This window comes from Microbacterium sp. NPDC028030, assembly GCF_040637855.1.
Lineage (GTDB): Bacteria > Actinomycetota > Actinomycetes > Actinomycetales > Microbacteriaceae > Microbacterium.
Genome location: NZ_JBEZXF010000001.1, coordinates 1,482,179 through 1,502,031 on the forward strand (window position 1 = coordinate 1,482,179; position 19,853 = coordinate 1,502,031).

A 19,853-nucleotide genomic window follows, 5' to 3' on the forward strand; every position below is an offset into this window, starting at 1 on the left:
TTGCCCTACCGGATGTCCCCGGCCCGCCCTACCCTCGAACCCATGGAGCGCACCGCAGCGAAGAGGGCTTTCGGCAACGTCCTCGTCAACACGCTCATCGCGAACGTGACGACGAGCTTCCTCTGGTTCGCCCTCACGTTCTGGGTGTACATCGAGACGCAGTCCGTGTTGGCGACGGGGGTCATCGGCGGCGCCTACATGCTGTTCGTCGCGTTCTTCGCCATGGCCTTCGGCACGATCGTCGACCGCAATCGCAAGCACACCGTCATGGTGATCTCGAGCGTCATCTCGGCCATCGCCTTCCTCGTCGCCGGCGTGCTGTACCTGTGGCAGCCCGAAGCGGCTCTGCTCGATCTGGGCGGCCCCTGGTTCTGGGTGTTCTCCGGCGTGATCCTCTTCGGCGGAGTGATCGAGCAGCTGCGCAACATCGCGCTGTCCACGACCGTCACGCTGCTCATCCCCGAAGAGAAGCGCGCGAACGCCAACGGCCTGGTGGGCACCGTGCAGGGCATCGCCTTCCTCGTCACGAGCGTGTTCTCCGGGCTCTCGATCGGCTTCCTGGGGATGGGATGGACGCTCGCGATCGCGATCGCCGCCATGGCGCTGACGTTCGCGCACCTGCTGTTCATCCGCATCCCCGAGGGGACGCCGCAGCCCGATCCCGATGCGTCGAGCGCCCTCGACTTCCGGGGCAGCGTCCGGGCCATCCGGCTCGCGCCAGGCCTGTTCGCGCTGATCATCTTCTCGACGTTCAACAACCTCATCGGCGGCGTCTACATGGCGCTCATGGACCCCTACGGGCTGACGCTCTTCGATGCGCAGACCTGGGGTTTCGCGCTGGCCTTCGCCTCGACGGGCTTCCTGATCGGCGGCGGTCTCGTGGCGAAGTTCGGCCTCGGGCCCAAGCCCATGCGCACGATGCTGCTCGTCGTCATCGCGATGGGGCTGCTGGGGTCTGTGTTCATGCTGCGCGAGTGGTGGCCGCTGTACGTGGTGGGCATGTGGATCTACATGGCGCTCGTGCCTCCGGTCGAGGCCGCGGAGCAGACGGTGATCCAGAAGGTCGTGCCGTTCGAACGGCAGGGTCGTGTGTTCGGTGTGGCTGCGGCGATGGAGGCGGCGGCGGCCCCGATCACGGCATTCCTGATCGCTCCCATCGCCGAGTTCCTGGTCATCCCGTACATGAACACCTCCGCGGGGCGGCAGCAGTGGGGCTGGCTGCTCGGCGAAGGCGAAGCCCGTGGCATCGCGCTCATCTGCCTGTTCGCGGGACTGATCATGGTCGTGGCCGCCACGCTGGCGTTCTTCACACGTTCGTACCGCAAGCTCACCGAGCTCTATGCCGAGGCGCCGGAGCAGGACGTCGACCACGGCGAGACGAGTGAGGGCGACGGCACCGGCGATCCCGGCGCAGGAGTCGAAGAGGAGTCGTCATCTCCGTCCGACCGCGTCCGACGGAGTGACGCCCCGCCGGTCGTCCCTGGCATGCCCCCCGAGCCTCGCTGAGAGACGGACGATTCGCCGAAGCCACGCGGCGTGACCGGACGGCGGTCGTGCTCAGTCGAGGTCGATCACCCGGTCGTTGAGGTCGGCCGCGTCCTCGTCCCACAGCGTGAGGATACGAGCGGCCAGCGCCTGGGGATCGAGAGTCTTGGCGCGGAAGACCACGGCTGCGGCGCGCAACGGCTCGGCGGCGTCCCGCGCAGCCTTGGCGTAGCCCTGGGCGACCGCCCTGGTCCACGCCTCGCTCGCGGCCTTGACCGCCGCATAGTTCGCACCTCCCGCGAGGGGCCGACCGACCGCGGTGGACGACACGATCGCGAACCGCCCTGCACCGGATGCGCGGAGTGCGACATCGAACGCCCGGCTCGTCGCGCGGACGGCGTCGAGCGCCGGCAGCAGTGCGGCGAAGTCCGCGTCCGACTGCCCCGCGAGACCGCCCCCGCCGCGCCACCCGCCGACCAGCGGGATCACCGCATCGACGGCGTCGATCCGTGCGGCCAGGGTCGTCATCTCCTCGAGCGAGGTCGTATCGGCGACCACGACCTGTGCGCCGGCATCCGCCAGCTCCTGCAGCCGCTGCGTCGACCGGCCGGTCGCGACGACATGGGCGCCTGCGGCGACGAGTGCGCGCGTCGCGGCCAGGCCGGATGCACTGGTCGCACCCGCCAGCAGCACGGTGCGGTCGGAGAGTCGCGCGTCGGTGTGTGCAGCCATGTGCTCCACTCTTCCGGATCGGGGGGGCGTCTGCGGCCGGAACCGGCGGAAGACTCCGCAGATCAGGTTCCGGCCGCAGCGCGGTGCGCCCCAGCGTCACAACGGGAGCGCGCGCCGTGCGCGCGCGGTGGTCAGTCGTCCGTGCCGCGGATGCCGACGGTCGACTCGATGACCGGCTTCATCTTCTTGTCGAGGGTCTCGAAGAACATCGACAGCGGGAACTCGTCGTCCATCACGGCATCCGTGTAGCCCTTGGGTGCGCCGGCGAGGATCTCGTCCGACAGCCCGCGAGCCCACTGCGATGCCGGATGCGGGGTGAGCGTGCCACGGACGAGCTCGTATGCGGCGAGCCAGTGCGCGACCTTGGGGCGGTCGATCGAGTGCCAGTACAGGTCGTCGATCGCGTCACCCAGGGCGACCACGGCATCGGGCACGGCGTCCCAGTCGAAGGCGAGGGCGGTGTCCGTCCAGTGCAGCACGCCGCGCTGGTGCAGCCATGCGAAGAGCAGCTGTCCGCCGACCGCGTCGTAGTTGCGTGTCCGGGTGCCCGTGATCGCGAAGCGGAAGATGCGGTCGAAGATCACGGCGTACTGCACGAGGTGCGCGTAGTCGTGCATCTCCTGCTCAGTCGCGGTGAGCTCCTCACCGTCGGCGATGCGGGCGGCGAGGGCGCGCTCGATCTTCACCGACTCGCGGAACGCCGTCATGTCGCACCGCATCTCCTCGAGCGAGTACAGGAAGAACGGCATCCGCTGCTTGATCATGAACGGATCGAAGGGCAGGTCGCCGCGCATGTGCGTGCGGTCGTGGATGATGTCCCACATCACGAAGGTCTTCTCGGCCATCTGCTGGTCATCGAGCATCGCGGCCGCGCGCTCCGGCAGGTCGAGGTTCGTGATCCCGGCCGCAGCGCGCACGACGCGACGGTAGCGGGCCGCCTCGCGGTCCTGGAAGATCGCGCCCCAGGTGAAGGTCGGGATCTCGCGCATCGCGACGGTCTCGGGGAACAGCACGGCAGAGTTCGTGTCGTAGCCGGGTGTGAAGTCGACGAGCCGCAGCGAGACGAACAGCTTGTTGCCGTAGTCGCCGGCTTCGAGAGCCGCGATGAACTCCGGCCAGATGGTCTCGACGATCAGAGCTTCGACCAGGCGGTCGCTCGAGCCGTTCTGCGTGTACATCGGGAAGACGACGAGGTGACGGATGCCGTCGACCCGGGTCTGCTGCGGCTGGAACGCCATCAGCGAGTCGAGGAAGTCCGGCACGCCGAAGTCCTCGGATGCCCAGCGGTCGAAGTCGACCACGGAGGCGGCGAGGTACTCGGCGTCATGCGGGAACGCGGGCGCGAGGGCGCGGATGCCGGCGGTGATGGCGCCGACGAGGTCACGTGCGGTGGAGTGGTGCGCGGCGTCCGGGATCGAGCCGTCTTTGATCTGCATCTCCCGGATCGCGATCGCGGCCTCTTTGAGCTGCGCCCATGCAGCGGACTGCTCGGCGGTCGACGCATCCTCGACGACCTCGGGTTCGCCGACGATGGCCTGAACAGCGGAACTGTTGGCGGAAAGAAGGGACATCGGGACCTCCGATCGGAGTTTCAAAGGAAAGATTCCTGCGTATACGGAATCCTGACGATAATCTTACAGCCATGGATGATTCTGTCGACCGCGCGATCCTGGCCGCGATCTCCCGTGACGGGCGCGCCACCCTCTCTCAGCTGTCCGACGCCGTCGGGCTGTCGGTCTCCGCGGTGCAGTCGCGTCTGCGCAGGTTGGAGACGAGGGGAGTGATCTCCGGATACCGGGCGATCCTCGACCCCGAGCAGGTGGGCACCCCGCTCTCCGCCTTCATCGAGATCACCCCGCTCGACCCCGCGCAGCCCGACAACGCCCCCGAGCTGCTCGAACATCTCGCGGCGATCGAGGCCTGCCACTCCATCGCCGGTGACGCCAGCTACATGCTGTTCGTCCGTGTCGCGTCACCGCGGGCGCTCGAGGAACTCGTGCGCGATGTGCGCCTCGCCGCCAACGTCAGCACCCGTACGACCGTCGTGCTGCAGACCTACTACGAGCACCGCCCGATCATCCCGGTGGACTCGGCCGAATAGTCCGAGCGCGAGCCGGGCGGGGTGCACGACTGCACCGGCATCCCTATCCTGAGACGGCCACCATCATCCAGACGTTCCTCGACGAGGACTGAGCACCGGAGCACGCATGTCCTTCCAGGCGTACCTCGACAACATCGAGACCAAGACCGGCCTCACTCCGCGGCAGTTCATCGAACTCGCCACCGAGAAGGGGTTCGACCAGACGACCAAGGCGGCGCCGATCGTCGCGTGGCTCAAAGAGGACTACCAGCTCGGTCAGGGGCACGCGATGGCGCTCGTGCACGTGATCACCAAGGGCCCGCAGATCAGCGACAAGCATGTCGGCACGGGCGGAGCGCACGGCGATGCATCGAACACGCTGTGGCTCGACGGCAAGGACAGCAACCCGAACCCCTGACCCGGCAGCCCGCGGAGGTCGGCCATCGGTGCGGCCACTAGGATTCCGTGGGTGGCAGCATCCTCACAGCGCAAGAAGAAGACCCAGAGCGCGAAGCGCACCCCGGCCCGCACCAGCGGCAACCCCGCGAAGCGTCCCGTCGTCGAAGCGGGGCCGGTCACGGTGTCCGACTGGATCGGGGCCGCACGCCTGCGCACCCTGCCGCTCGCGATCGCCCCGGTCGTCATCGGCACGGGAGCCGCCCGCAGCACCGGGCCCGAGTTCCACTGGGTCATCGCGCTCGCGTGCCTCGCCGTCGCCGTGCTGCTCCAGATCGGCGTGAACTTCACGAACGACTACAGCGACGGCATCCGCGGCACCGACGCCCACCGTGTCGGGCCCGCGCGGCTCACGGCGTCAGGGCGGGTGGCGCCGCGCACGGTGCTGATCATCGGACTGGTGTTCTTCGCGCTCGCGGCACTCGTCGGACTCGCGATCGCGGTGCGCACGGGGCAGTGGTGGATGCTCGCCGTCGGAGCCGCATGCATCGTCGCCGCCTGGTTCTACACCGGGGGCAAGCGGCCGTACGGCTACTACGGGCTGGGCGAGGTGTTCGTGTTCGTGTTCTTCGGACTCGTCGCGACGCTCGGCACCACCTGGGTGCAGGCGTTCGAGTTGCCGCAGCAGGCCTGGCTCGGGGCGATCGCGGCCGGTCTGTTCGCCTGCGCCGTGCTCTTGGCCAACAACCTGCGCGACATCGATCAGGACCGCGAGGTCGGCAAGCGCACCCTCACGGTGCTGATCGGCCGTCGGGCCACGCAGGTGCTGTTCACGCTCTTCGTGCTCGCTCCGTTCGGGATCGCCGCGTTCCTCGCGCTGCTGTTCCCGATCGCGTGGCTCTCGCTGCTGGCGCTCCTTGCGGGGTTGCCCGCGATCCTCATCGTCTGGACCTACCGCCAGCCGAAGGAACTCGTCACCGCGCTCGCGCTCACGTCGCTGACCGCACTGCTCTACGCCGGCGCGCTGTTCTGGGCGTTCGTCGGCTGAGCCCGAGCCGAACCGTCAGGACCGCGAGCCGAACCGTCAGGGCCGCGGGTCTCCGTCGACGGACGTGCTCGTGTCGTCGATCGCCTGATCCTCGGCGTCCGCATCGGCCTGGCCGCCCGAGGTGCGGCTCTCGCGGCGCTCCTGCAGTCGTGCGGAGGCGTCGGTGAGCGGCGTGCGCAGGAACAGCATCGAGATGCTCATGCCGATGAGCGCGGCGAAGATCGCGGCGAGCCACCAGAACTCCCGGAAGATCGGGAAGAACACCCAGAGGATGGCGAGCGGAACGAGGAACGCCAGCAGCCGCAGCACGGTGTAGACGAGGATCGGCGCGGGTTTCTTCACCCCTCCAGTCTACGTTCGCCTCTCGGTCGAGTCTGTGTGCCCGCTATCGACGCCCAGTCGCGCGAGCGGGATGCCGCGCACCACCCGGCGCCAGGGGTGTTCGCCGAGCGACCAGAGGAGTCCGGCGTCGAGGTCGAGCGCCAGGTCCTCGCATCCGACCGGCAGCGGCACGCGCTCTTCGTGCAGTGCCTCGCGTCGACCGCTCCACAGCGTGCCGGGGCGCAGATGATCCGACTGCGACACGAAGTACCGGTCCGCCCAGCGGACGGCGCCCTGCATCCGCGCGATCCCCGGGGTGAAGACATCCTCTTCGACGAACCCCTCGTTCCCGGCGCCTGGGATGGTGAACTCGCCGATCCGCCCGGTGTCCTCCCTGAGGTACTCGCCGATGAGGACGCGGGGCAGAGGGATGCCGGCCTCGTCGAACACCCGCCCCAGGTACGAGCAGCGCAGGGAGACCGGGTGCACGCGGGTGCGCACGGCGGCGAGGGCGGTCGTCCGCCCACCGCGCGGACGACCGCCGGCGAGGCGCTGGGCGTCGGCTCCGCGCACCGTGCGGATGTCGGACAGGTCGAACTCCCAGATGCCGCGTCGCGTCGCGGCGACGAACAGCCGGTCCTCGAACCAGGCGAGTCCTCCGGCGTGGATCGGCGCGGGATCGAGCTCGTCGGCGTCGCCGTCGCCGTCGCGAGGGACGGTGAGCAGGATGTCCAGGTGTCGCGAGCGCTCGAGGTCGACCAGGGTCACGCGGGAGGCCAGGTGCGTCCCTGCGAGATCCTGCCGGAACCAGCTCACGGCCAGTGTCCGCCGCCCCTGCCATTCGCCCAGATCGATGCCCTGCGGGTACCAGCGCCTGGTCCAGGTCCTGGCGCTCAGCCAGCGAAGATCGACGGTGTCGCGTCTCCTCTGCCGCACGGGGCGCCAGGTCGATCCGAAGGGCCACAGCATGCTCCCATCGTCGCCGACATGCCGGTTTCGCGCGAACCAGCCGTGCGGCGACGTGCTCACTGTCGGCATTCGTTCAGACTCACACCTTCTGACATGTATCATGTTACCGTGCCGCCGCGTCCGTCTCTGGGGGACGGGCGCGGCGACGAGATCGTCGCGAGGTCCGTTGATGGGGGTCAGCGGAACTCGAGACGGAGGGGATCGTCATCGGCGGTCCCTTTCCCCGAACGTCAGGCGTTCGGCAGTGCGAAGCACTGGGAGGTGTGGTCCCGTTCGGGTACGGGGCCACACCTCAGTCTGTCTTCGGGGGCGCGCCGTCCGCCGACACCGGTCGTTCACCTCCGCGATGCCGTCCGGCAACGAACGCCTGGCACGATTCCCGGACACCGTCTGCCCCAGGAGCTTCGTGCGCACACCCCTCGTCACCGTCATCCTTCCCGCGAAGGACGCCGGCGAGTACATCGGGACGACGCTCGAGACGCTCACACGACAGTTCGACGACGCATCCGCGCTCAAGCTCGTGGCCATCGACGACGGGTCCCGCGACGACACGGGCGAACTCATGCGGCAGTATGCGCAGCGGTTTCCGCACGCCGAGGTGGTGCGCAATCCGACGGCACGGGGGCTCGCGACGGCACGCAACCAGGGTCTCGCGCACGTCGAGGGTGAGGCGTTCTGCTTCGTCGACGGTGACGACTGGATGCAGCCGAGACGGCTCGAGGTGCTGGCGTCGCGGCTGCGCGAATCGGACGCCGACTTCCTCCGCACCGACCACGTCAGGGTCACCGGCATGCAGCGGACGCTCGTGCGCGCGCCGAGCCCCTGGCGTGAGCGAGTCATCGCGCCACGGGAGGCCATCCTCCCGGAGACCGAGTCCACCATGGTCGACTACCCCTACGCGTGGGCGGGGATCTTCCACCGCCGCATGATCGACCGCGGTCTGGCCGACTTCCCCGAGGGGCTGTTCACGGCAGAGGACCGGCCCTGGATCTGGCGGCTGCACCTGCAGGCGGAGTCATTCGCTGTGGTCGATGCGCCCGCGCTGCTGTATCGGCGGGGCGTGGGCACCTCGCTCACCCAGGTCAGGGACCGGCGGCAGCTCGACTTCGCACGAGCGATGAGCGAGGTCATCGCCGTGGTCGAGCGCGACCCCGATGCCGAGCGGTTCCTGCCGAAGGTCGTGTGGACCGCGCTCGCGCTCAGTTCCCATCACCTGGTGCGGGCACGGCGGATGACCCCGCGCGTGCGGGCGGAGATGCGCTCCGGCATCAGAGACATGCTCCATACGCTCCCCGCTGCCGAGGTCGCGTCGGTGCTGGCGCGCTTCGACGGATCGCGGCGCCGGGTGCTCGCTCGCATCCTCCGCCAGGCAGGACGAGCGTCGTGACGCAGATCTTCGCCCTCCACAGCGCCTATGGACTCGCCACGGCTGCCGCCGCGATCGACCAGGGCCTTCTCGGTACCGGCGTCGAGCGAGTCCTCGTGCCGTTCACCTCGTCGCGCGTGCCCGAGACCGCCATCGGCATCGGCGAGGATCCGGTGCTGGCATCGCTGCGCGGCCGGTTCGATCGCATGGAGCCGCTGGAGGAGCTGCTCGGCCCGATGCATCCCAGTTCGTGGGAGCCGGCCGACGGCGATCTGCCCTTGCTCGAGCGGCTGCTCGCCCGCGTGTGGCGCCTCGATCCGCGCGAGCTGGAGCTGTTCGTGCAGAGTCCGCAGGTCGCGCCGGCCCGCACGCTCATGACCGTGTTCCCCCACGCGCGGATCACGGTCATCGGAGACGGACTCATGACGTATTCGCCGATGCGGGTTCGTATGCCGTATCCGGTCGCAGCGCGCGTCGAACGGGTCGTGCACGCCGATGTGGTGCCGGGGGTGAAGCCCCTGGTGGGCTCTCCGCGCGCCGAGGTCGTGCCGGTGTCACCGGCGTCGTTCGCCGCGGCGCTGCAGGAGACGGACCCCGGCGATCCTGTCGGCGGAGAGGGTGACGCGACGACCGTGCTCGTGCTCGGCCAGTATCTGTCTGCTCTCGGACTGATGACGCGCGCGCAGGAGATCGACCTCCAGCGGCGGCTGATCGACCGTGCGGTGCGGTGGTCGCCGCAGCGGATCGTCTTCAAGCCGCACCCCGCGGCGCCGCCGCTCGTGACGGCGGCGGTACGCGCGCGGGCGATCGCGCACGGTGTCGAGTTCGTCGAGTATCGGGGCCCGCTCGCGGCGGAGCTGCTCGCGGAACGCCTCGATGCTGTGGCCGTCGTCGCCGGTTTCTCGACAGCGCTCCCCACCGTGCAGACCCTCTTCGGTCGCGCCATCGGCTCGGCGGGGAGCGAGACCGTGCTGGCGGCGTTGACTCCGTACGAGAACAGCAACCGGATCCCCGCGGTCCTGGTCGACGCCCTCACACGAGAGGCCTCGCCCTACGCCGATCCGGTTCGACTGCAGCTGCTGATCGACGCGGTCGGGTACGCGATGCAGCCCGTGATCGCCGGACACCTGCGCGGGCGCGCGGAGGAGCTGCTGCGCGGACTCGATCCACTCGAACGCGACCGATACTTCCCCCCGCGTCGCCTCGCCGAGCTGCAGCTCCCTGGCGCGCCGAGGGAGAGTGCGCTGCGCCGTGCGTTGCGTCCGGCCGGGGGAGTGGGCAGGGTCGAGGAGTGGCGCCTCAACGCCCTGGGTGCGCGGCGACGCGTCGGGCAGGCCTGGCGCGCGATACGAGGACGATGACGAGGATGCAGGACATGGACGAGCACGGGCCCCTCACGGTGGCGATCATCCCCGCACGCGGCGGCTCGAAGCAGGTGCCCCGCAAGAACCTGCAGCGGGTCGGAGGCCTTCCCCTGGTGGCGCGTGCGGTCAGGGCGGCGCAGACGGCGGAAGGTGTCGATCTGGTCGTGGTCTCCACCGACGACGACGAGATCGCGACGGTCGCGGCGGCAGCCGGGGCACGGGTCGTCCGCCGTCCCGCCGAGCTGTCCGGCGACACCGCGACGTCGGAGAGCGCGCTCCTGCACGCGCTGGATGAGCTGGAGGCGGCGGGTCTCCGGGTGGAGGTCGTGGCCTTCCTGCAGGCGACATCGCCGTTCATCTCGAGCGAGGCGCTCTCCGCGGCCGTCGACGAGGTGCGGGCGGACCGCGCCGACAGCGTCTTCTCGGCGCACGAGACCTACGGCTTCCTCTGGCGAGAGGGCGAAGATCACGCGGCGGAGGCCGTCAACCACGACGCCGCCCACCGCCCCCGCCGGCAGGACCGGGAGCCGCACTATCTCGAGACCGGTGCGTTCTACGTGTTCCGTGCCGAGGGTTTCCGCGTGCACAGACATCGATTCTTCGGTCGAATCCACATCGCGGCGGTGCCGGAGTGGACGGCGATCGAGATCGACGATGCCGAACAGCTCCGCATCGCCAGGGCGCTGGCGAGCCTGCACGAGTCGCCGCAGCCGATCCCGGTGCACGCCGTCGTCACGGACTTCGACGGGGTGCACACCGACGACACGGCGATCATCGACGCCGACGGCGGCGAACGGGTGCGCGTCAGCCGCGAGGACGGGATGGGGGTCGCGATGCTGCGTCGTGCCGGCATCCCGCTGCTGATCCTCTCGACCGAGGTCAACCCCGTCGTCCGCGCACGCGCCACCAAGCTCCGCGTGCCCGTGCTGCACGGCATCGACGACAAGGAGACGGCGCTGCGCGACTGGGCCGGGGAGAACGGGGTGGCTCTCACCGACATCGCCTACCTCGGCAACGACGTGAACGATCTGCCGGCGATGCGGATCGTCGGGTGGCCGGTCGCCGTCGCCGACGCGCATCCCCTCGTGCGCGAGGAGGCCAGGGTCGTGCTGCGGCGTCGTGGTGGCGACGGCGCCGTGCGCGAGCTGATCGAACGGGTGTTGTCGAGCTGACCGACACCGGTAACCCGGTCTTCGCCCGGCGTTCACCCTCGGCCCGTAGTCAGGAGGGAGGGGATCGCACCCGCGTTGGACGACCGGAGGAACCATGACTGTCAGCATCGGCTCGCGAGTGATCGGCGGCGGCCGTCCGGCCTACGTCATCGCCGAGATCGGCCTCAACCACAACGGCGACGTCGACATCGCGAAGCGCCTCATCGACGTCGCGGCCCGCGCGGGCGCCGACGCCGTGAAGTTCCAGAAGCGCACGCCGGAGATCTCCACGCCCGAGCACATGCGCGACGTGCCCCGCGAGACGCCCTGGGGTGTCATGAGCTACCTGGACTACCGCCGCCGCGTCGAATTCGGCCATGACGAGTACGTCGCGATCGGCGACCACGCGACCATGCTCGGGCTCGACTGGTTCGCCTCGCCGTGGGACGTCCCCAGCGTCGAGTTCCTCGAAGACCTGAACGTGGTCGCGCACAAGGTCGCCTCCGCCAGCCTCACCGACACCGAGCTGCTGCTGGCTCTGCGCGAGACGGGCAAGCCCGTCATCCTCTCCACGGGGATGTCGACGATCGCCCAGATCGACCGCGCGCTCGACACGCTCGGCACCGACCGTGTCGTGTTGATGCACGCGACCTCCACCTACCCGCTCGAGCCGGAGGAGGCGAACCTGCGTGTGATCGCGACGCTCCGCGACCGGTATCCCGGCATCCCTGTCGGGTACTCCGGGCACGAGCGCGGACTGCAGATCTCCCTCGCGGCAGTGGCGATGGGGGCTGTCGCGGTCGAGCGGCACATCACCCTCGACCGCACGATGTGGGGCTCCGATCACGCGGCCTCGCTCGAGCCGACGGGTCTCGAGCACCTGGTCCGCGACATCCGCGTGATCGAGCGCGCTGTCGGCGACGGGGTCAAGCGCGTGTTCGACAGCGAGCAGGCCCCGATGGCGAAGCTCCGCCGCGTACCCGCATGACGGACGCCGCGGGCATCAGGGTCGTCGCGATCGCCGACGCCGACTCGTTCGTGAAGTGGTCGGCGGCGCTGCTGGGCGCCGTCCCCGGTCTGCGGCCGCACCTGCTGCTCGTGCGCACCCCGCTGACGGTCAGTGCCGCGCAGGAGCGGACCGCCCTCGCCGGCACGGCTCTCGGGCCGGAGGACGTGACCCGCGTCTCGTTCGCGGAAGCGGCCGGCTGGCTCGCAGGGCAGCGCCCCGATGTGGTCGTGCTCGCCGGTCGCGGTCCGTTCGTGCGACTGATGGGACGGATGATCGATGCGCTGGAGCACCGGCCGGTCACCGTCTCCGGGCTTCCCGGCATGGCCATCCCCGCGCAACGCGGTGCACTCGACTACCGCAGGCACACGGACCTGCTGGTCCTGCACTCGCATCGCGAGTTGCGGGCGTTCGAGGAGCTCGGCCGGCGCATCGGCGTGCAGGTGCCGACGGCTCTCGCGACCCTCCCGTTCGCGCGGCGGCGGCAGCGGCTGCTGCGACCGGAGCGGGTGCGCGCGGAAGCCGTCGTCGGGGGAGGCAGTGGTGTCGCGGTCGCCGAACGTCCCGGCCCCGGTGCCCCGGTGCGGCCGCCGGCGACCGACATCGTGTTCGCCGCGCAGGCACTGGTTCCCGCGACCCGTGCGGAGCGCGCCGAGATCGCGGCGACGCTCGTCCGTGCGGCGGAGGCCGAGCCGGGTCGTCGCGTCGTCGTGAAGCTGCGGTCGCGGCCGGGCGAGTCGGAGACGCACCTCGAACGCGAGCCCTACCACGACCTGCTGCCGCATCGCCGACCGCCGAACCTCGTGTACTCGTACGACCCGATGGCCACGGCGCTGGAGACCGCTGCCGGTCTGGTCACCGTCAGCTCCACGGCCGCGATCGAGGCCACCGCTCTCGGCGTGCCCGTGATCGCCCTCGACTCGTTCGGGGTGAGCAAGAGCCTGCTGAACACGGTGTTCGTCGGCAGCGGTCTGCTGGGCGGACGTAGCGAGGTCGTCTCAGGCCGGTTCCGGCATCCGCATCCTGACTGGCTGCGCGACAACTACTTCCACCCCGAGGCGGAGTCGACCTGGTGGGAGCGGGTCGAGCGGCTCGTGGCGCTGCGGCGTTCGGGGGCGCTTCCTCCGCGCAGGGTGCCCGCGGCGAAGGGCGGATCCATGCATGAGGCCTGGCACCGGGCGAGCGTCCTCGGAGGAGAGGACCGCACGGTGCAGGGGGCGATGGCGCTCGCGGTCGGAGCGCCGATGACGCGTGCGCTCGCTGCCGTGCGCGGGCGGCGGACGCCCTCCGACGGCGGCACCTGGGCCGATTCGACGACCGACTACACCCTCGAGCCCAACCCGTTCCACGACTCGCTTCGGCGCTGAGACTCCGCCCTCAGAGGGTCCGCCAGTCGTGCGTGTCGACGGCCGCCCCCGCCTGCGGGCCCATCTGCAGCATGCCGCCGTCGATGACCACCGAGGCTCCGGAGATGTAGGCGGCCTCGGGGGAGGCGAGGAAGGCGATGAGTGCGGCGACCTCACGAGCGTCTCCGGGCCGACCGAGCGGGATACCCGGTCGGTCCTCCGTGCGGGGGTCTGTGTCGGTCTGACCCGTCATCGGCGTCGCGATCTCACCCGGAGCGACGCTCACGGCGCTGATGCCGTGGTGACCGAGCTCCAGCGCGAGATTCTTCATGAGTCCGCCGAGGCCGTGTTTGGCGGCGTCGTATGCGCTGGCCCCCACCATCGGCTGATGCTCGTGCACGCTCGTCACGGCGATCAGTCGTCCTCCTCTGCCTGCCGCGACCATGGCTCGCGCTGCTCGCTGCAGACAGACGAACGGCCCGGTGAGGTCGGTGTCGAGCACTCTGTTCCACTCATCGAGGGCGACGTCGAGGAACGGCGTCTGCAGCCCCGCCCCGGCGTTGTTCACGAACACGTCCAAGCCGCCGAGCTCGTCGATGAGGCCGTCCACGACGTCGCCGCACGCCGGGATGTCCGTCACGTCGAGGCGCGCGACCACGGCTCTCGCGCCGTGGGTGCGGACCTCATCGGCGGTCTCCTGTGCGCCCGTCTCGTCACTGTGCCACGTGAGGGCCACATCGACGCCCGCGGCGGCCAGGGCGACGGCGGTCGCGCGGCCGATGCCGGAGTCCGCACCTGTGACGATCGCGCGCCGTGGGTTGGCGTCGAGGCGATCCTGCGGTTCCGCGGCGAAGGGGTTCGTCGTCGTGTCGTCGTGCGGGAATTCGGGCATGTCGGCCTCCAGTGCGCTGATCGTCGGTGCGAGCGACGGTAAGCCGGAGCCTCCTCGCGGGGCGAACCGGTTGACGGCGGAGCGGCCCGACGCTAGGCGCACGAGTGCCGCCGCGTCCAGGCTCGATCGCGGCGGCACTGCGCAGGTCTCAGCTGCTGCGACGGATGGCCCTGACCCCGACGATCAGCCCGACGACCGCGACCGCGAGTGCCGAGACCCACCCCCAGAGCACGGTCGCGTCACCCAGGTCTCCCGCGAAGAGGGCGCGTTCCGCCTGGACGACCCAGTTGACGGGGTTCACCGAGGCGACGACCCGCATCCAGTCGGGGGCCGCGTCGAGGGGCAGCAGCATCCCCGACAGGATCAGCAGGGGGAAGATCAGCGACTGCTGCACACCCCAGAACAGCCACTCCCGATCTTTCGTGGCGAGCGCAAGGGAGTACGACAGTGACCCGAGGCCGACCCCGAACACGGCGAGCAGCGCCAGCCCGATCAACAGGCCGGGGATGTCGGCCGCGAACCCGAACGGCCAGGCGACAGCGATGATCACCAGCGCCTGCACCACGATCGGCGCGATCTCCTTGAGCGCACGTCCGACCAGCAGGGAGGAGCGTGCGAGCGGGGCCACGAGTGTGCGCTCGTGAGAGCCGGTCATCATCTCGTACTGCAGATTCGATCCGGTCGCCCCGGTACCGAACAGCACGATCATCACGAGCACTCCCGGCACGAACCAGGCCAGGGTCTCTCCGGCCGGCTGCCCCGAGTCGCCGATGAGCAGAGGGGCGAACAGGCCGAGGAAGACGAGCGGCTGCAGCAGGCTGAAGATCAGGGTGAACGGATCGCGAAGCACGGGCTTGAGCTCCCGGCTCAGGACGTTCCTGGTGTCGCGTGCGAGGTTCGGTCGCACGAGCGTGTCGGTGGTGGTCATGAGCGGACTCCTGTCGTGCGGGGTTCGGCGGCGGCGGGTGCCGGCTCCGTGTCGGATTCCTCTTCTGCGGCATCCGTCCCTTCGCCGGCTTCGCGCAGCGTGCGTCCGGTGAGGGCGAGGAAGACGTCGTCGAGCGTCGGCGGCACGCCCGTCGCGCGGCGAACCTGGATGCCCGCGGCGTCGAGCTCGCGCACGACCACCGGAAGCAGTCGGTCGCCCTCGGGCACCGCGAGCGAGATCGAGGGGCCGTCGATCGTGACGTCGGCAGCGCTCAGGCGAGCCACCACGGCGCGGGCGCTCGCCGCCTCTGCCGCATTCGCGAAGCCGAAGGTCAGCACGTCGCCGGCGAGGGTGGCTTTGAGGGAGGCGGCGTCGTCGTCGGCGATGATGCGTCCCTTGTCCATGACCATCACCCGCTCGGCGTACCGGTCGGCCTCCTCGAGGTAGTGCGTGGTGAGGAAGACCGTGGTGCCGTGCTGCGTGCGCAGATCGAGGATGTGCTCCCAGAGGTTGGCCCTGCTCTGCGGGTCGAGTCCGGTGGAGGGCTCGTCGAGGAAGATCAGCGGGGGCGCGTGCATGAGCCCGAGGGCGATGTCGAGCCGACGTTTCTGGCCGCCGCTGAGCTGCTGCACGGTCCGCGAGGCGAACGAGGTGAGGTCGAGCGAGGCGATCAGCTCGTCAGCGCGACGGATGCTGTCGCGTTTCGACATCCCGTAGAAGGCGCCCTGGCTGAGCAGTTCGTCGCGCACCCGCTGCGAGAAGCTGCCGCTGGTGAGTTGACCGACATACCCGATGCGGGCGCGGACTCCCGCCGCGTCGGTGTGGATGTCGTGCCCGACGACACGAGCGCTTCCGGAGGTGGGCGGGATGAGGGTGGTGAGCATCCGCAGAGTCGTCGACTTGCCGGCGCCGTTGGGTCCGAGGAAGGCGACGAGCTCTCCGCGCACGGCGGTGAAGGAGACGTCGGTCACGGCGTTGACCGGTGTCTTCTTGACGGTGAAGACCTTGGTCAGGCCTTCGGTCTCGATGAGGGATTCGTTCATGGGGAGAGCGTAGAAACCACTGCGGACAGATCCTGTCCTCGATGTCTGGCAATCTGAGACGCATGACCGACACCATCTCCCGCGCACTCGCACTGCTGAATCTGCTGCAGACGCACCGGCACTGGCCGGGGACGGAGCTCGCGACGCGGCTGGGCGTGACCGAACGCACCGTTCGTCGCGATGTCGACCGGCTGCGCGAACTCGGATACCGAGTGGAGTCGTCGCCGGGAGCCGCCGGAGGGTATCGACTCGAGGCCGGGAGCGCGGTGCCGCCCCTGCTGCTCAACGACGACGAGGCCGTGACGATGGCGATCGGGCTGCGCGTCGCCGCCACCCAGCAGCTCGTGGGCGGCCCCGATGTCACGCTCACGGCCCTCGCCAAGCTCGAGCAGGTTCTGCCGTCGGCTCTGCGTCAGCGGGTGAACGCGCTCGCCGCATCCGTGCAGGCGCCGCGGATCGGCGAGGGGCCGGTGGTCTCACCCGAGGTGCTCGGCGAGATCGCCCTCGCCACCCGCGACACCGAGCGCCTGCGCCTGCGGTACGTCGACGGCGAGGGGCGCGAGAGCGTCCGTCGCGTCGAGCCGCATGCGCTCGCTCCTGCCGGACGAAAATGGTTCCTGCTGTGCTGGGACCTCGATCGCGCGGACTGGCGCACCTTCCGCGTCGACCGCATCGTGGCGGTCGAGCACACGCGCGTGCTGTTCGCCCGTCGGGAGATCAGCGAGGAGGAGATCGAGGAGCGCGTGCTGATCGCGTCGTCGTGGTCGCCGCAGAAGGTCGAGGCCGCAGCGGTGATGCAGCTGCCGCTCGCCGAGATGCAGGAGCGGTTCGGACCGTGGTCGCAGGGGGCATCGGCCGTCGGAGAGGATCGGACGCGGTGGCCCTTCGGCGGCTCCGACTGGCGTGAGGCGATGTATGCGCTGCTCTGGATCCCCGAAGGGGTCGAGTACGCGGTCGCGCTGTCGGACCCGCATCGTTCCGAGCTGAGGGAGGCCGTCGAGCGGCTGCTGCGTGCGCTGGACGCCCCCGCTCCGGAAGACCTCGGGTGACCGGAACGCGTCATCCGCAGACTCATAGGGTTATCTCAGGCAACGGTCCTGGCGGGTCAGGTCACGGCCAGGTAACGTCATTCCCATCGCGGCGATCCGGGCGGTCCCGGGCTTCAGTTCATACCTGATGGCGTTGCGGGTTCGACTCCCGCCGTCGCGTCCAACTCTCTCGGGTGCTGCGGGTCGAAGTCGTGCTCCCGAGGTCGGATGATGGAGGTATGCCCTCCGCCCATCGTCCAGGACTGCGCGTCTCGGCGGGTCTGACGATCCCCGAGGCGGAGCTGTCGTGGCGCTTCTCGCGGTCCTCCGGACCAGGAGGGCAGGGGGTGAACACGGCGGACTCCCGCGTGGAGCTGGTGTGGGATGCCGCGAACTCGGCGGCGCTGTCGCCCTCTCAACGCGACCGCCTCCTCGAGCGCTTGAGCGGACGCCTGGTCGGAGGAGTGCTGACGATCGCCGCCTCCGAGCACCGCGCCCAGCTGCGCAATCGGGATGCCGCGAGAGATCGGCTGGTCGTCCTGGTGGCCGAGGCCTTGCGTCCCCCGGCGCCGGCGCGCCGACCGACGAAGCCGAGTCGAGGGTCGAAGGAGCGTCGGCTGCAGGCGAAGCAGCGGCGCACCGACGTCAAGAGCCTGCGTCGTCGCCCCCGCGAGGACTGACGGCGATTCGCGCGCGTTCGTCAGTGCTTCGGTGAGGTGGCGAATCCGCTCTCGACCGGGGCCCAGCCGTTCTCGAGGATGACGAACCCTGCCTCCAGAGTGGCGAACGGGTCGGCGTTCTCGTTGACGAGAAGCTGCATCTGCAGGATGAAGCGCGCGTACACGCGGATCTCGGCCGTGGGCTCAGGAACTCCGAGTTCGTCGGCGATGGCGTCCGAGAGGGCGTCCTCGTGTCGGAGCCACATCTTGGCCGCATAGTCGCGCAGCGCGGGGGTCTCGTTCAGGAAGCGCATGAAGGTGCGGGTGACCTCGTCGCCGTGCTCGTCGACGTTCAGGCGGATTTCCGCGGCGTAGAAGTCGTGGATCGCACGGTTGATCGTGCTCCCTGCAGGGCGATCGCGCACGGCGGCGACGAGGCGGTCGCGCTGCTCGTCGTCTTCGTCGAAGACGAGCGCCTCCTTCTGGGGGAAGTGCGCGAACACCGTGGTCGGTGAGACGTCGGCGGCGTCGGCGACCTCTCGGATGCTCACGTCGTCGAAGCCGCGCTCCAGGAACATCTTCGTCGCGACGTCGGAGATCGCCTTGCGTGTCGCGGCCTTCTTCCGCTCGCGTCGTCCGAGTGGCTCAGCGTTCGTCATGCGCTCAGCATAGCGTGGACCAACTCCAAATCTGTATTGACACCAAAACTGGTATGACTACACTTTCGGTATGACTTCACCTCAATACCTCACGCGACGCGACCAGAACCGCGCCTGGATCATGCTCATCGTGCTGACGATGCTGACGGTCATCGGCATGACCGTCGTCCTCCCCGTCCTCCCGTTCGTCGTGCTGCAGTACGTCTCGCACGAGAGCGACCTCGCCATCTGGGTCGGAGTGCTCGAGGCGGTCAACGGGCTGTGCGCCTTCCTCGCCGCACCCTTCCTCGGACGCCTGTCCGACCGCTTCGGCCGCCGACCCGTGATCATCGTCGCCGCGTTCGGCGCGGCCTTCTCGATGGCGCTGTTCGGCATCGGCGGCGCCATCTGGATCCTGGTGCTGGCCCGCGTCATCCAAGGCCTGACCGCGGGCGACCTGCCCGCCCTCTTCGCCTACCTCGCCGACATCACTCCGCCAGAGCAGCGCGCGAAGCGCTTCGGCCTTCTCGGTGCGCTCTCCGGCATCGGCACGATGATCGGCCCAGCGCTCGGCGGATTGCTCGCGGCCATCAGCATCCAGCTCCCGGTGTTCCTCACTGCCGCCGTCGCGCTCACGATCGCGATCCTCAGCATCTTCCTGCTTCCGGAGAGCCTCCAGCCCGGAAACCGCATCACGTCGATCAGACTGCGCGACCTGCAGCCCTTCGCCGTCTTCAAGGACGCGTTCGGTCGCACGGAGCTGCGCGGGCTGATGATCGGCTTCGGCCTGCTCGCGCTCCCGTTCGGCTTCTTCGTGAACAACTTCAGCGTCCTCGCGCTCGACGCCGTGCAGTGGGGCCCGACGCAGATCGGACTCCTGACGGCCGCCGTCGGCATCATCGACATCCTCATCCAAGGTGTGCTGCTCGGCGTCCTGCTTCCCCGTATCGGCGAGCGGGGAGTGATCGTGAGCGGCATCGTCGCGCAGATGATCGGTCTCGCGGCTCTCGCCGTCGTCGCCTCGATCTTCGCCCAGCCGTGGGTGTTCATCGTCGGAGCCCTCATGCTGGCCGCGGGTCAGGGCGCCTCGCAGGCCGCGATGGACGGGGCGATGTCCAACGCCGTCGGAGACGACGAGCAGGGATGGCTCGGCGGTGCGACCCAGTCGCTGAACGCGGCGATGGGCACGGTGGCTCCCCTCATCGCGGGAGCGCTGTACGCGCTGGTCAGCCATGCCGCGCCGTACTGGCTCGGGGTCGCGCTCATGATCGTCGCGCTGGTCGTCGTCAGCCGGGCGCACATCGCGAACACCGCCACGCGTCCGACGGCGGCACGCTCCTGGGAGGTGCCGAACGAGCTCGCGGATACGGTCGCCTGAGGGCGCGACCGGGGTGCGGATCC

At 69.6% G+C, this 19,853-nt stretch carries 20 protein-coding genes and 1 tRNA gene; 13 read left to right on the forward strand and 8 right to left on the reverse strand.

Annotated features, from left to right (window positions below; all coding sequences use genetic code 11):
• Positions 1 to 42 precede the first annotated feature (42 nt).
• On the forward strand, positions 43 to 1,506 hold the full coding sequence (locus tag AB0E56_RS07310; RefSeq protein WP_359797832.1) for an MFS transporter: 1,464 nt from the start codon (positions 43 to 45) through the stop codon (positions 1,504 to 1,506).
• Positions 1,507 to 1,557: 51 nt separating this feature from the next.
• Here the strand turns inward: AB0E56_RS07310 and AB0E56_RS07315 are convergent, their stop codons facing one another.
• Together AB0E56_RS07315 and AB0E56_RS07320 are read right to left on the reverse strand one after the other, a co-directional pair.
• A complete protein-coding gene (locus AB0E56_RS07315; protein ID WP_359797834.1) occupies positions 1,558 to 2,217 on the reverse strand; it encodes an SDR family oxidoreductase in 660 nt (219 codons plus the stop codon).
• A gap of 131 nt (positions 2,218 to 2,348) precedes the next feature.
• Positions 2,349 to 3,788 (reverse strand): DUF6421 family protein, encoded by a 1,440-nt coding sequence (locus AB0E56_RS07320; RefSeq protein WP_359797835.1) that lies wholly within the window; start codon positions 3,786 to 3,788, stop codon positions 2,349 to 2,351.
• 71 nt (positions 3,789 to 3,859) lie between these two features.
• Between AB0E56_RS07320 and AB0E56_RS07325 the strand changes: the two genes are divergently transcribed.
• The 3 genes from AB0E56_RS07325 (at position 3,860) to AB0E56_RS07335 (ending at position 5,741) form a co-directional block, all read left to right on the forward strand.
• Positions 3,860 to 4,318, forward strand: coding sequence for a winged helix-turn-helix transcriptional regulator (locus tag AB0E56_RS07325; RefSeq protein WP_359797837.1), 459 nt, complete (start codon positions 3,860 to 3,862; stop codon positions 4,316 to 4,318).
• Between the two features lie 106 nt (positions 4,319 to 4,424).
• A complete protein-coding gene (locus tag AB0E56_RS07330; protein ID WP_359797839.1) occupies positions 4,425 to 4,715 on the forward strand; it encodes a DUF4287 domain-containing protein in 291 nt (96 codons plus the stop codon).
• A gap of 51 nt (positions 4,716 to 4,766) precedes the next feature.
• The gene (locus AB0E56_RS07335; protein WP_359797841.1) at positions 4,767 to 5,741 is read left to right on the forward strand and encodes a 1,4-dihydroxy-2-naphthoate polyprenyltransferase; all 975 of its coding nucleotides are present in this window, start codon (positions 4,767 to 4,769) and stop codon (positions 5,739 to 5,741) included.
• 36 nt (positions 5,742 to 5,777) lie between these two features.
• Here the strand turns inward: AB0E56_RS07335 and AB0E56_RS07340 are convergent, their stop codons facing one another.
• Together AB0E56_RS07340 and AB0E56_RS07345 are read right to left on the reverse strand one after the other, a co-directional pair.
• Positions 5,778 to 6,083 (reverse strand): DUF4229 domain-containing protein, encoded by a 306-nt coding sequence (locus AB0E56_RS07340; RefSeq protein WP_359797843.1) that lies wholly within the window; start codon positions 6,081 to 6,083, stop codon positions 5,778 to 5,780.
• A 9-nt stretch (positions 6,084 to 6,092) separates the two neighbouring features.
• Positions 6,093 to 7,031, reverse strand: coding sequence for a hypothetical protein (locus tag AB0E56_RS07345; RefSeq protein ID WP_359797844.1), 939 nt, complete (start codon positions 7,029 to 7,031; stop codon positions 6,093 to 6,095).
• 406 nt (positions 7,032 to 7,437) lie between these two features.
• Between AB0E56_RS07345 and AB0E56_RS07350 the strand changes: the two genes are divergently transcribed.
• From AB0E56_RS07350 to AB0E56_RS07370, 5 genes are all read left to right on the forward strand, one after another.
• Positions 7,438 to 8,418 (forward strand): glycosyltransferase family 2 protein, encoded by a 981-nt coding sequence (locus tag AB0E56_RS07350; protein ID WP_359797846.1) that lies wholly within the window; start codon positions 7,438 to 7,440, stop codon positions 8,416 to 8,418.
• Positions 8,415 to 9,758 carry a polysialyltransferase family glycosyltransferase gene (locus AB0E56_RS07355; RefSeq protein ID WP_359797848.1) on the forward strand — a complete coding sequence of 448 codons (1,344 nt, stop codon included), beginning with the start codon at positions 8,415 to 8,417 and terminating at the stop codon, positions 9,756 to 9,758. Before AB0E56_RS07350 ends, AB0E56_RS07355 begins: the two co-directional genes overlap by 4 nt.
• 14 nt (positions 9,759 to 9,772) lie before the next feature.
• Entirely contained in the window at positions 9,773 to 10,933 is a 1,161-nt protein-coding gene (locus tag AB0E56_RS07360) for an acylneuraminate cytidylyltransferase (RefSeq protein ID WP_359797849.1), read from the forward strand.
• Positions 10,934 to 11,027: 94 nt separating this feature from the next.
• On the forward strand, positions 11,028 to 11,900 hold the full coding sequence (locus AB0E56_RS07365; RefSeq protein WP_183150798.1) for an N-acetylneuraminate synthase family protein: 873 nt from the start codon (positions 11,028 to 11,030) through the stop codon (positions 11,898 to 11,900).
• Positions 11,897 to 13,285 (forward strand): DUF6716 putative glycosyltransferase, encoded by a 1,389-nt coding sequence (locus tag AB0E56_RS07370; RefSeq protein WP_359797851.1) that lies wholly within the window; start codon positions 11,897 to 11,899, stop codon positions 13,283 to 13,285. The genes AB0E56_RS07365 and AB0E56_RS07370 overlap by 4 nt, the downstream gene beginning before the upstream one ends.
• A 10-nt stretch (positions 13,286 to 13,295) precedes the next feature.
• Here the strand turns inward: AB0E56_RS07370 and AB0E56_RS07375 are convergent, their stop codons facing one another.
• The 3 genes from AB0E56_RS07375 to AB0E56_RS07385 all read right to left on the reverse strand — a co-directional run bounded on the left by AB0E56_RS07375 (position 13,296) and on the right by AB0E56_RS07385 (position 16,127).
• A complete protein-coding gene (locus AB0E56_RS07375; RefSeq protein ID WP_359797853.1) occupies positions 13,296 to 14,156 on the reverse strand; it encodes an SDR family oxidoreductase in 861 nt (286 codons plus the stop codon).
• Positions 14,157 to 14,304: 148 nt separating this feature from the next.
• Positions 14,305 to 15,084, reverse strand: a complete 780-nt coding sequence (locus AB0E56_RS07380) for an ABC transporter permease (RefSeq protein ID WP_359797855.1) — start codon at positions 15,082 to 15,084, stop codon at positions 14,305 to 14,307.
• A complete protein-coding gene (locus AB0E56_RS07385) occupies positions 15,081 to 16,127 on the reverse strand; it encodes an ATP-binding cassette domain-containing protein (RefSeq protein WP_359797857.1) in 1,047 nt (348 codons plus the stop codon). The genes AB0E56_RS07380 and AB0E56_RS07385 overlap by 4 nt, the downstream gene beginning before the upstream one ends.
• 62 nt (positions 16,128 to 16,189) lie before the next feature.
• On the opposite strand from AB0E56_RS07385, the gene AB0E56_RS07390 reads away from it, so the two are divergent.
• From AB0E56_RS07390 to arfB, 3 genes are all read left to right on the forward strand, one after another.
• Positions 16,190 to 17,176, forward strand: a complete 987-nt coding sequence (locus AB0E56_RS07390; protein ID WP_359797858.1) for a WYL domain-containing protein — start codon at positions 16,190 to 16,192, stop codon at positions 17,174 to 17,176.
• Between the two features lie 87 nt (positions 17,177 to 17,263).
• Positions 17,264 to 17,339: transfer RNA gene (locus AB0E56_RS07395), tRNA-Met, on the forward strand.
• A 55-nt stretch (positions 17,340 to 17,394) separates the two neighbouring features.
• The gene (arfB, locus tag AB0E56_RS07400) at positions 17,395 to 17,835 is read left to right on the forward strand and encodes an alternative ribosome rescue aminoacyl-tRNA hydrolase ArfB (protein WP_359797860.1); all 441 of its coding nucleotides are present in this window, start codon (positions 17,395 to 17,397) and stop codon (positions 17,833 to 17,835) included.
• A 20-nt stretch (positions 17,836 to 17,855) separates the two neighbouring features.
• On the opposite strand, the gene AB0E56_RS07405 is transcribed toward arfB, so the two are convergent.
• Positions 17,856 to 18,473, reverse strand: coding sequence for a TetR/AcrR family transcriptional regulator (locus tag AB0E56_RS07405; RefSeq protein WP_359797862.1), 618 nt, complete (start codon positions 18,471 to 18,473; stop codon positions 17,856 to 17,858).
• Between the two features lie 70 nt (positions 18,474 to 18,543).
• Between AB0E56_RS07405 and tet(42) the strand changes: the two genes are divergently transcribed.
• Positions 18,544 to 19,830, forward strand: a complete 1,287-nt coding sequence (gene tet(42), locus AB0E56_RS07410) for a tetracycline efflux MFS transporter Tet(42) (RefSeq protein WP_359797863.1) — start codon at positions 18,544 to 18,546, stop codon at positions 19,828 to 19,830.
• The last annotated feature ends 23 nt before the right edge of the window (positions 19,831 to 19,853 follow it).

What these genes read in the sequence shown, in the direction of transcription:
- AB0E56_RS07405 (WP_359797862.1), bottom strand. Translation starts at nt 18,473, where the DNA reads ATGACGAACGCTGAGCCACTCGGACGACGCGAGCGGAAGAAGGCCGCG.
- AB0E56_RS07320 (WP_359797835.1), bottom strand. Translation starts at nt 3,788, where the DNA reads ATGTCCCTTCTTTCCGCCAACAGTTCCGCTGTTCAGGCCATCGTCGGC.
- AB0E56_RS07345 (WP_359797844.1), bottom strand. Translation starts at nt 7,031, where the DNA reads ATGCTGTGGCCCTTCGGATCGACCTGGCGCCCCGTGCGGCAGAGGAGA.
- AB0E56_RS07330 (WP_359797839.1), top strand. Translation starts at nt 4,425, where the DNA reads ATGTCCTTCCAGGCGTACCTCGACAACATCGAGACCAAGACCGGCCTC.
- AB0E56_RS07385 (WP_359797857.1), bottom strand. Translation starts at nt 16,127, where the DNA reads ATGAACGAATCCCTCATCGAGACCGAAGGCCTGACCAAGGTCTTCACC.
- AB0E56_RS07380 (WP_359797855.1), bottom strand. Translation starts at nt 15,084, where the DNA reads ATGACCACCACCGACACGCTCGTGCGACCGAACCTCGCACGCGACACC.
- AB0E56_RS07315 (WP_359797834.1), bottom strand. Translation starts at nt 2,217, where the DNA reads ATGGCTGCACACACCGACGCGCGACTCTCCGACCGCACCGTGCTGCTG.
- AB0E56_RS07390 (WP_359797858.1), top strand. Translation starts at nt 16,190, where the DNA reads ATGACCGACACCATCTCCCGCGCACTCGCACTGCTGAATCTGCTGCAG.
- AB0E56_RS07310 (WP_359797832.1), top strand. Translation starts at nt 43, where the DNA reads ATGGAGCGCACCGCAGCGAAGAGGGCTTTCGGCAACGTCCTCGTCAAC.
- AB0E56_RS07375 (WP_359797853.1), bottom strand. Translation starts at nt 14,156, where the DNA reads ATGCCCGAATTCCCGCACGACGACACGACGACGAACCCCTTCGCCGCG.
- AB0E56_RS07325 (WP_359797837.1), top strand. Translation starts at nt 3,860, where the DNA reads ATGGATGATTCTGTCGACCGCGCGATCCTGGCCGCGATCTCCCGTGAC.
- AB0E56_RS07365 (WP_183150798.1), top strand. Translation starts at nt 11,028, where the DNA reads ATGACTGTCAGCATCGGCTCGCGAGTGATCGGCGGCGGCCGTCCGGCC.
- arfB (WP_359797860.1), top strand. Translation starts at nt 17,395, where the DNA reads ATGCCCTCCGCCCATCGTCCAGGACTGCGCGTCTCGGCGGGTCTGACG.
- AB0E56_RS07370 (WP_359797851.1), top strand. Translation starts at nt 11,897, where the DNA reads ATGACGGACGCCGCGGGCATCAGGGTCGTCGCGATCGCCGACGCCGAC.
- AB0E56_RS07360 (WP_359797849.1), top strand. Translation starts at nt 9,773, where the DNA reads ATGGACGAGCACGGGCCCCTCACGGTGGCGATCATCCCCGCACGCGGC.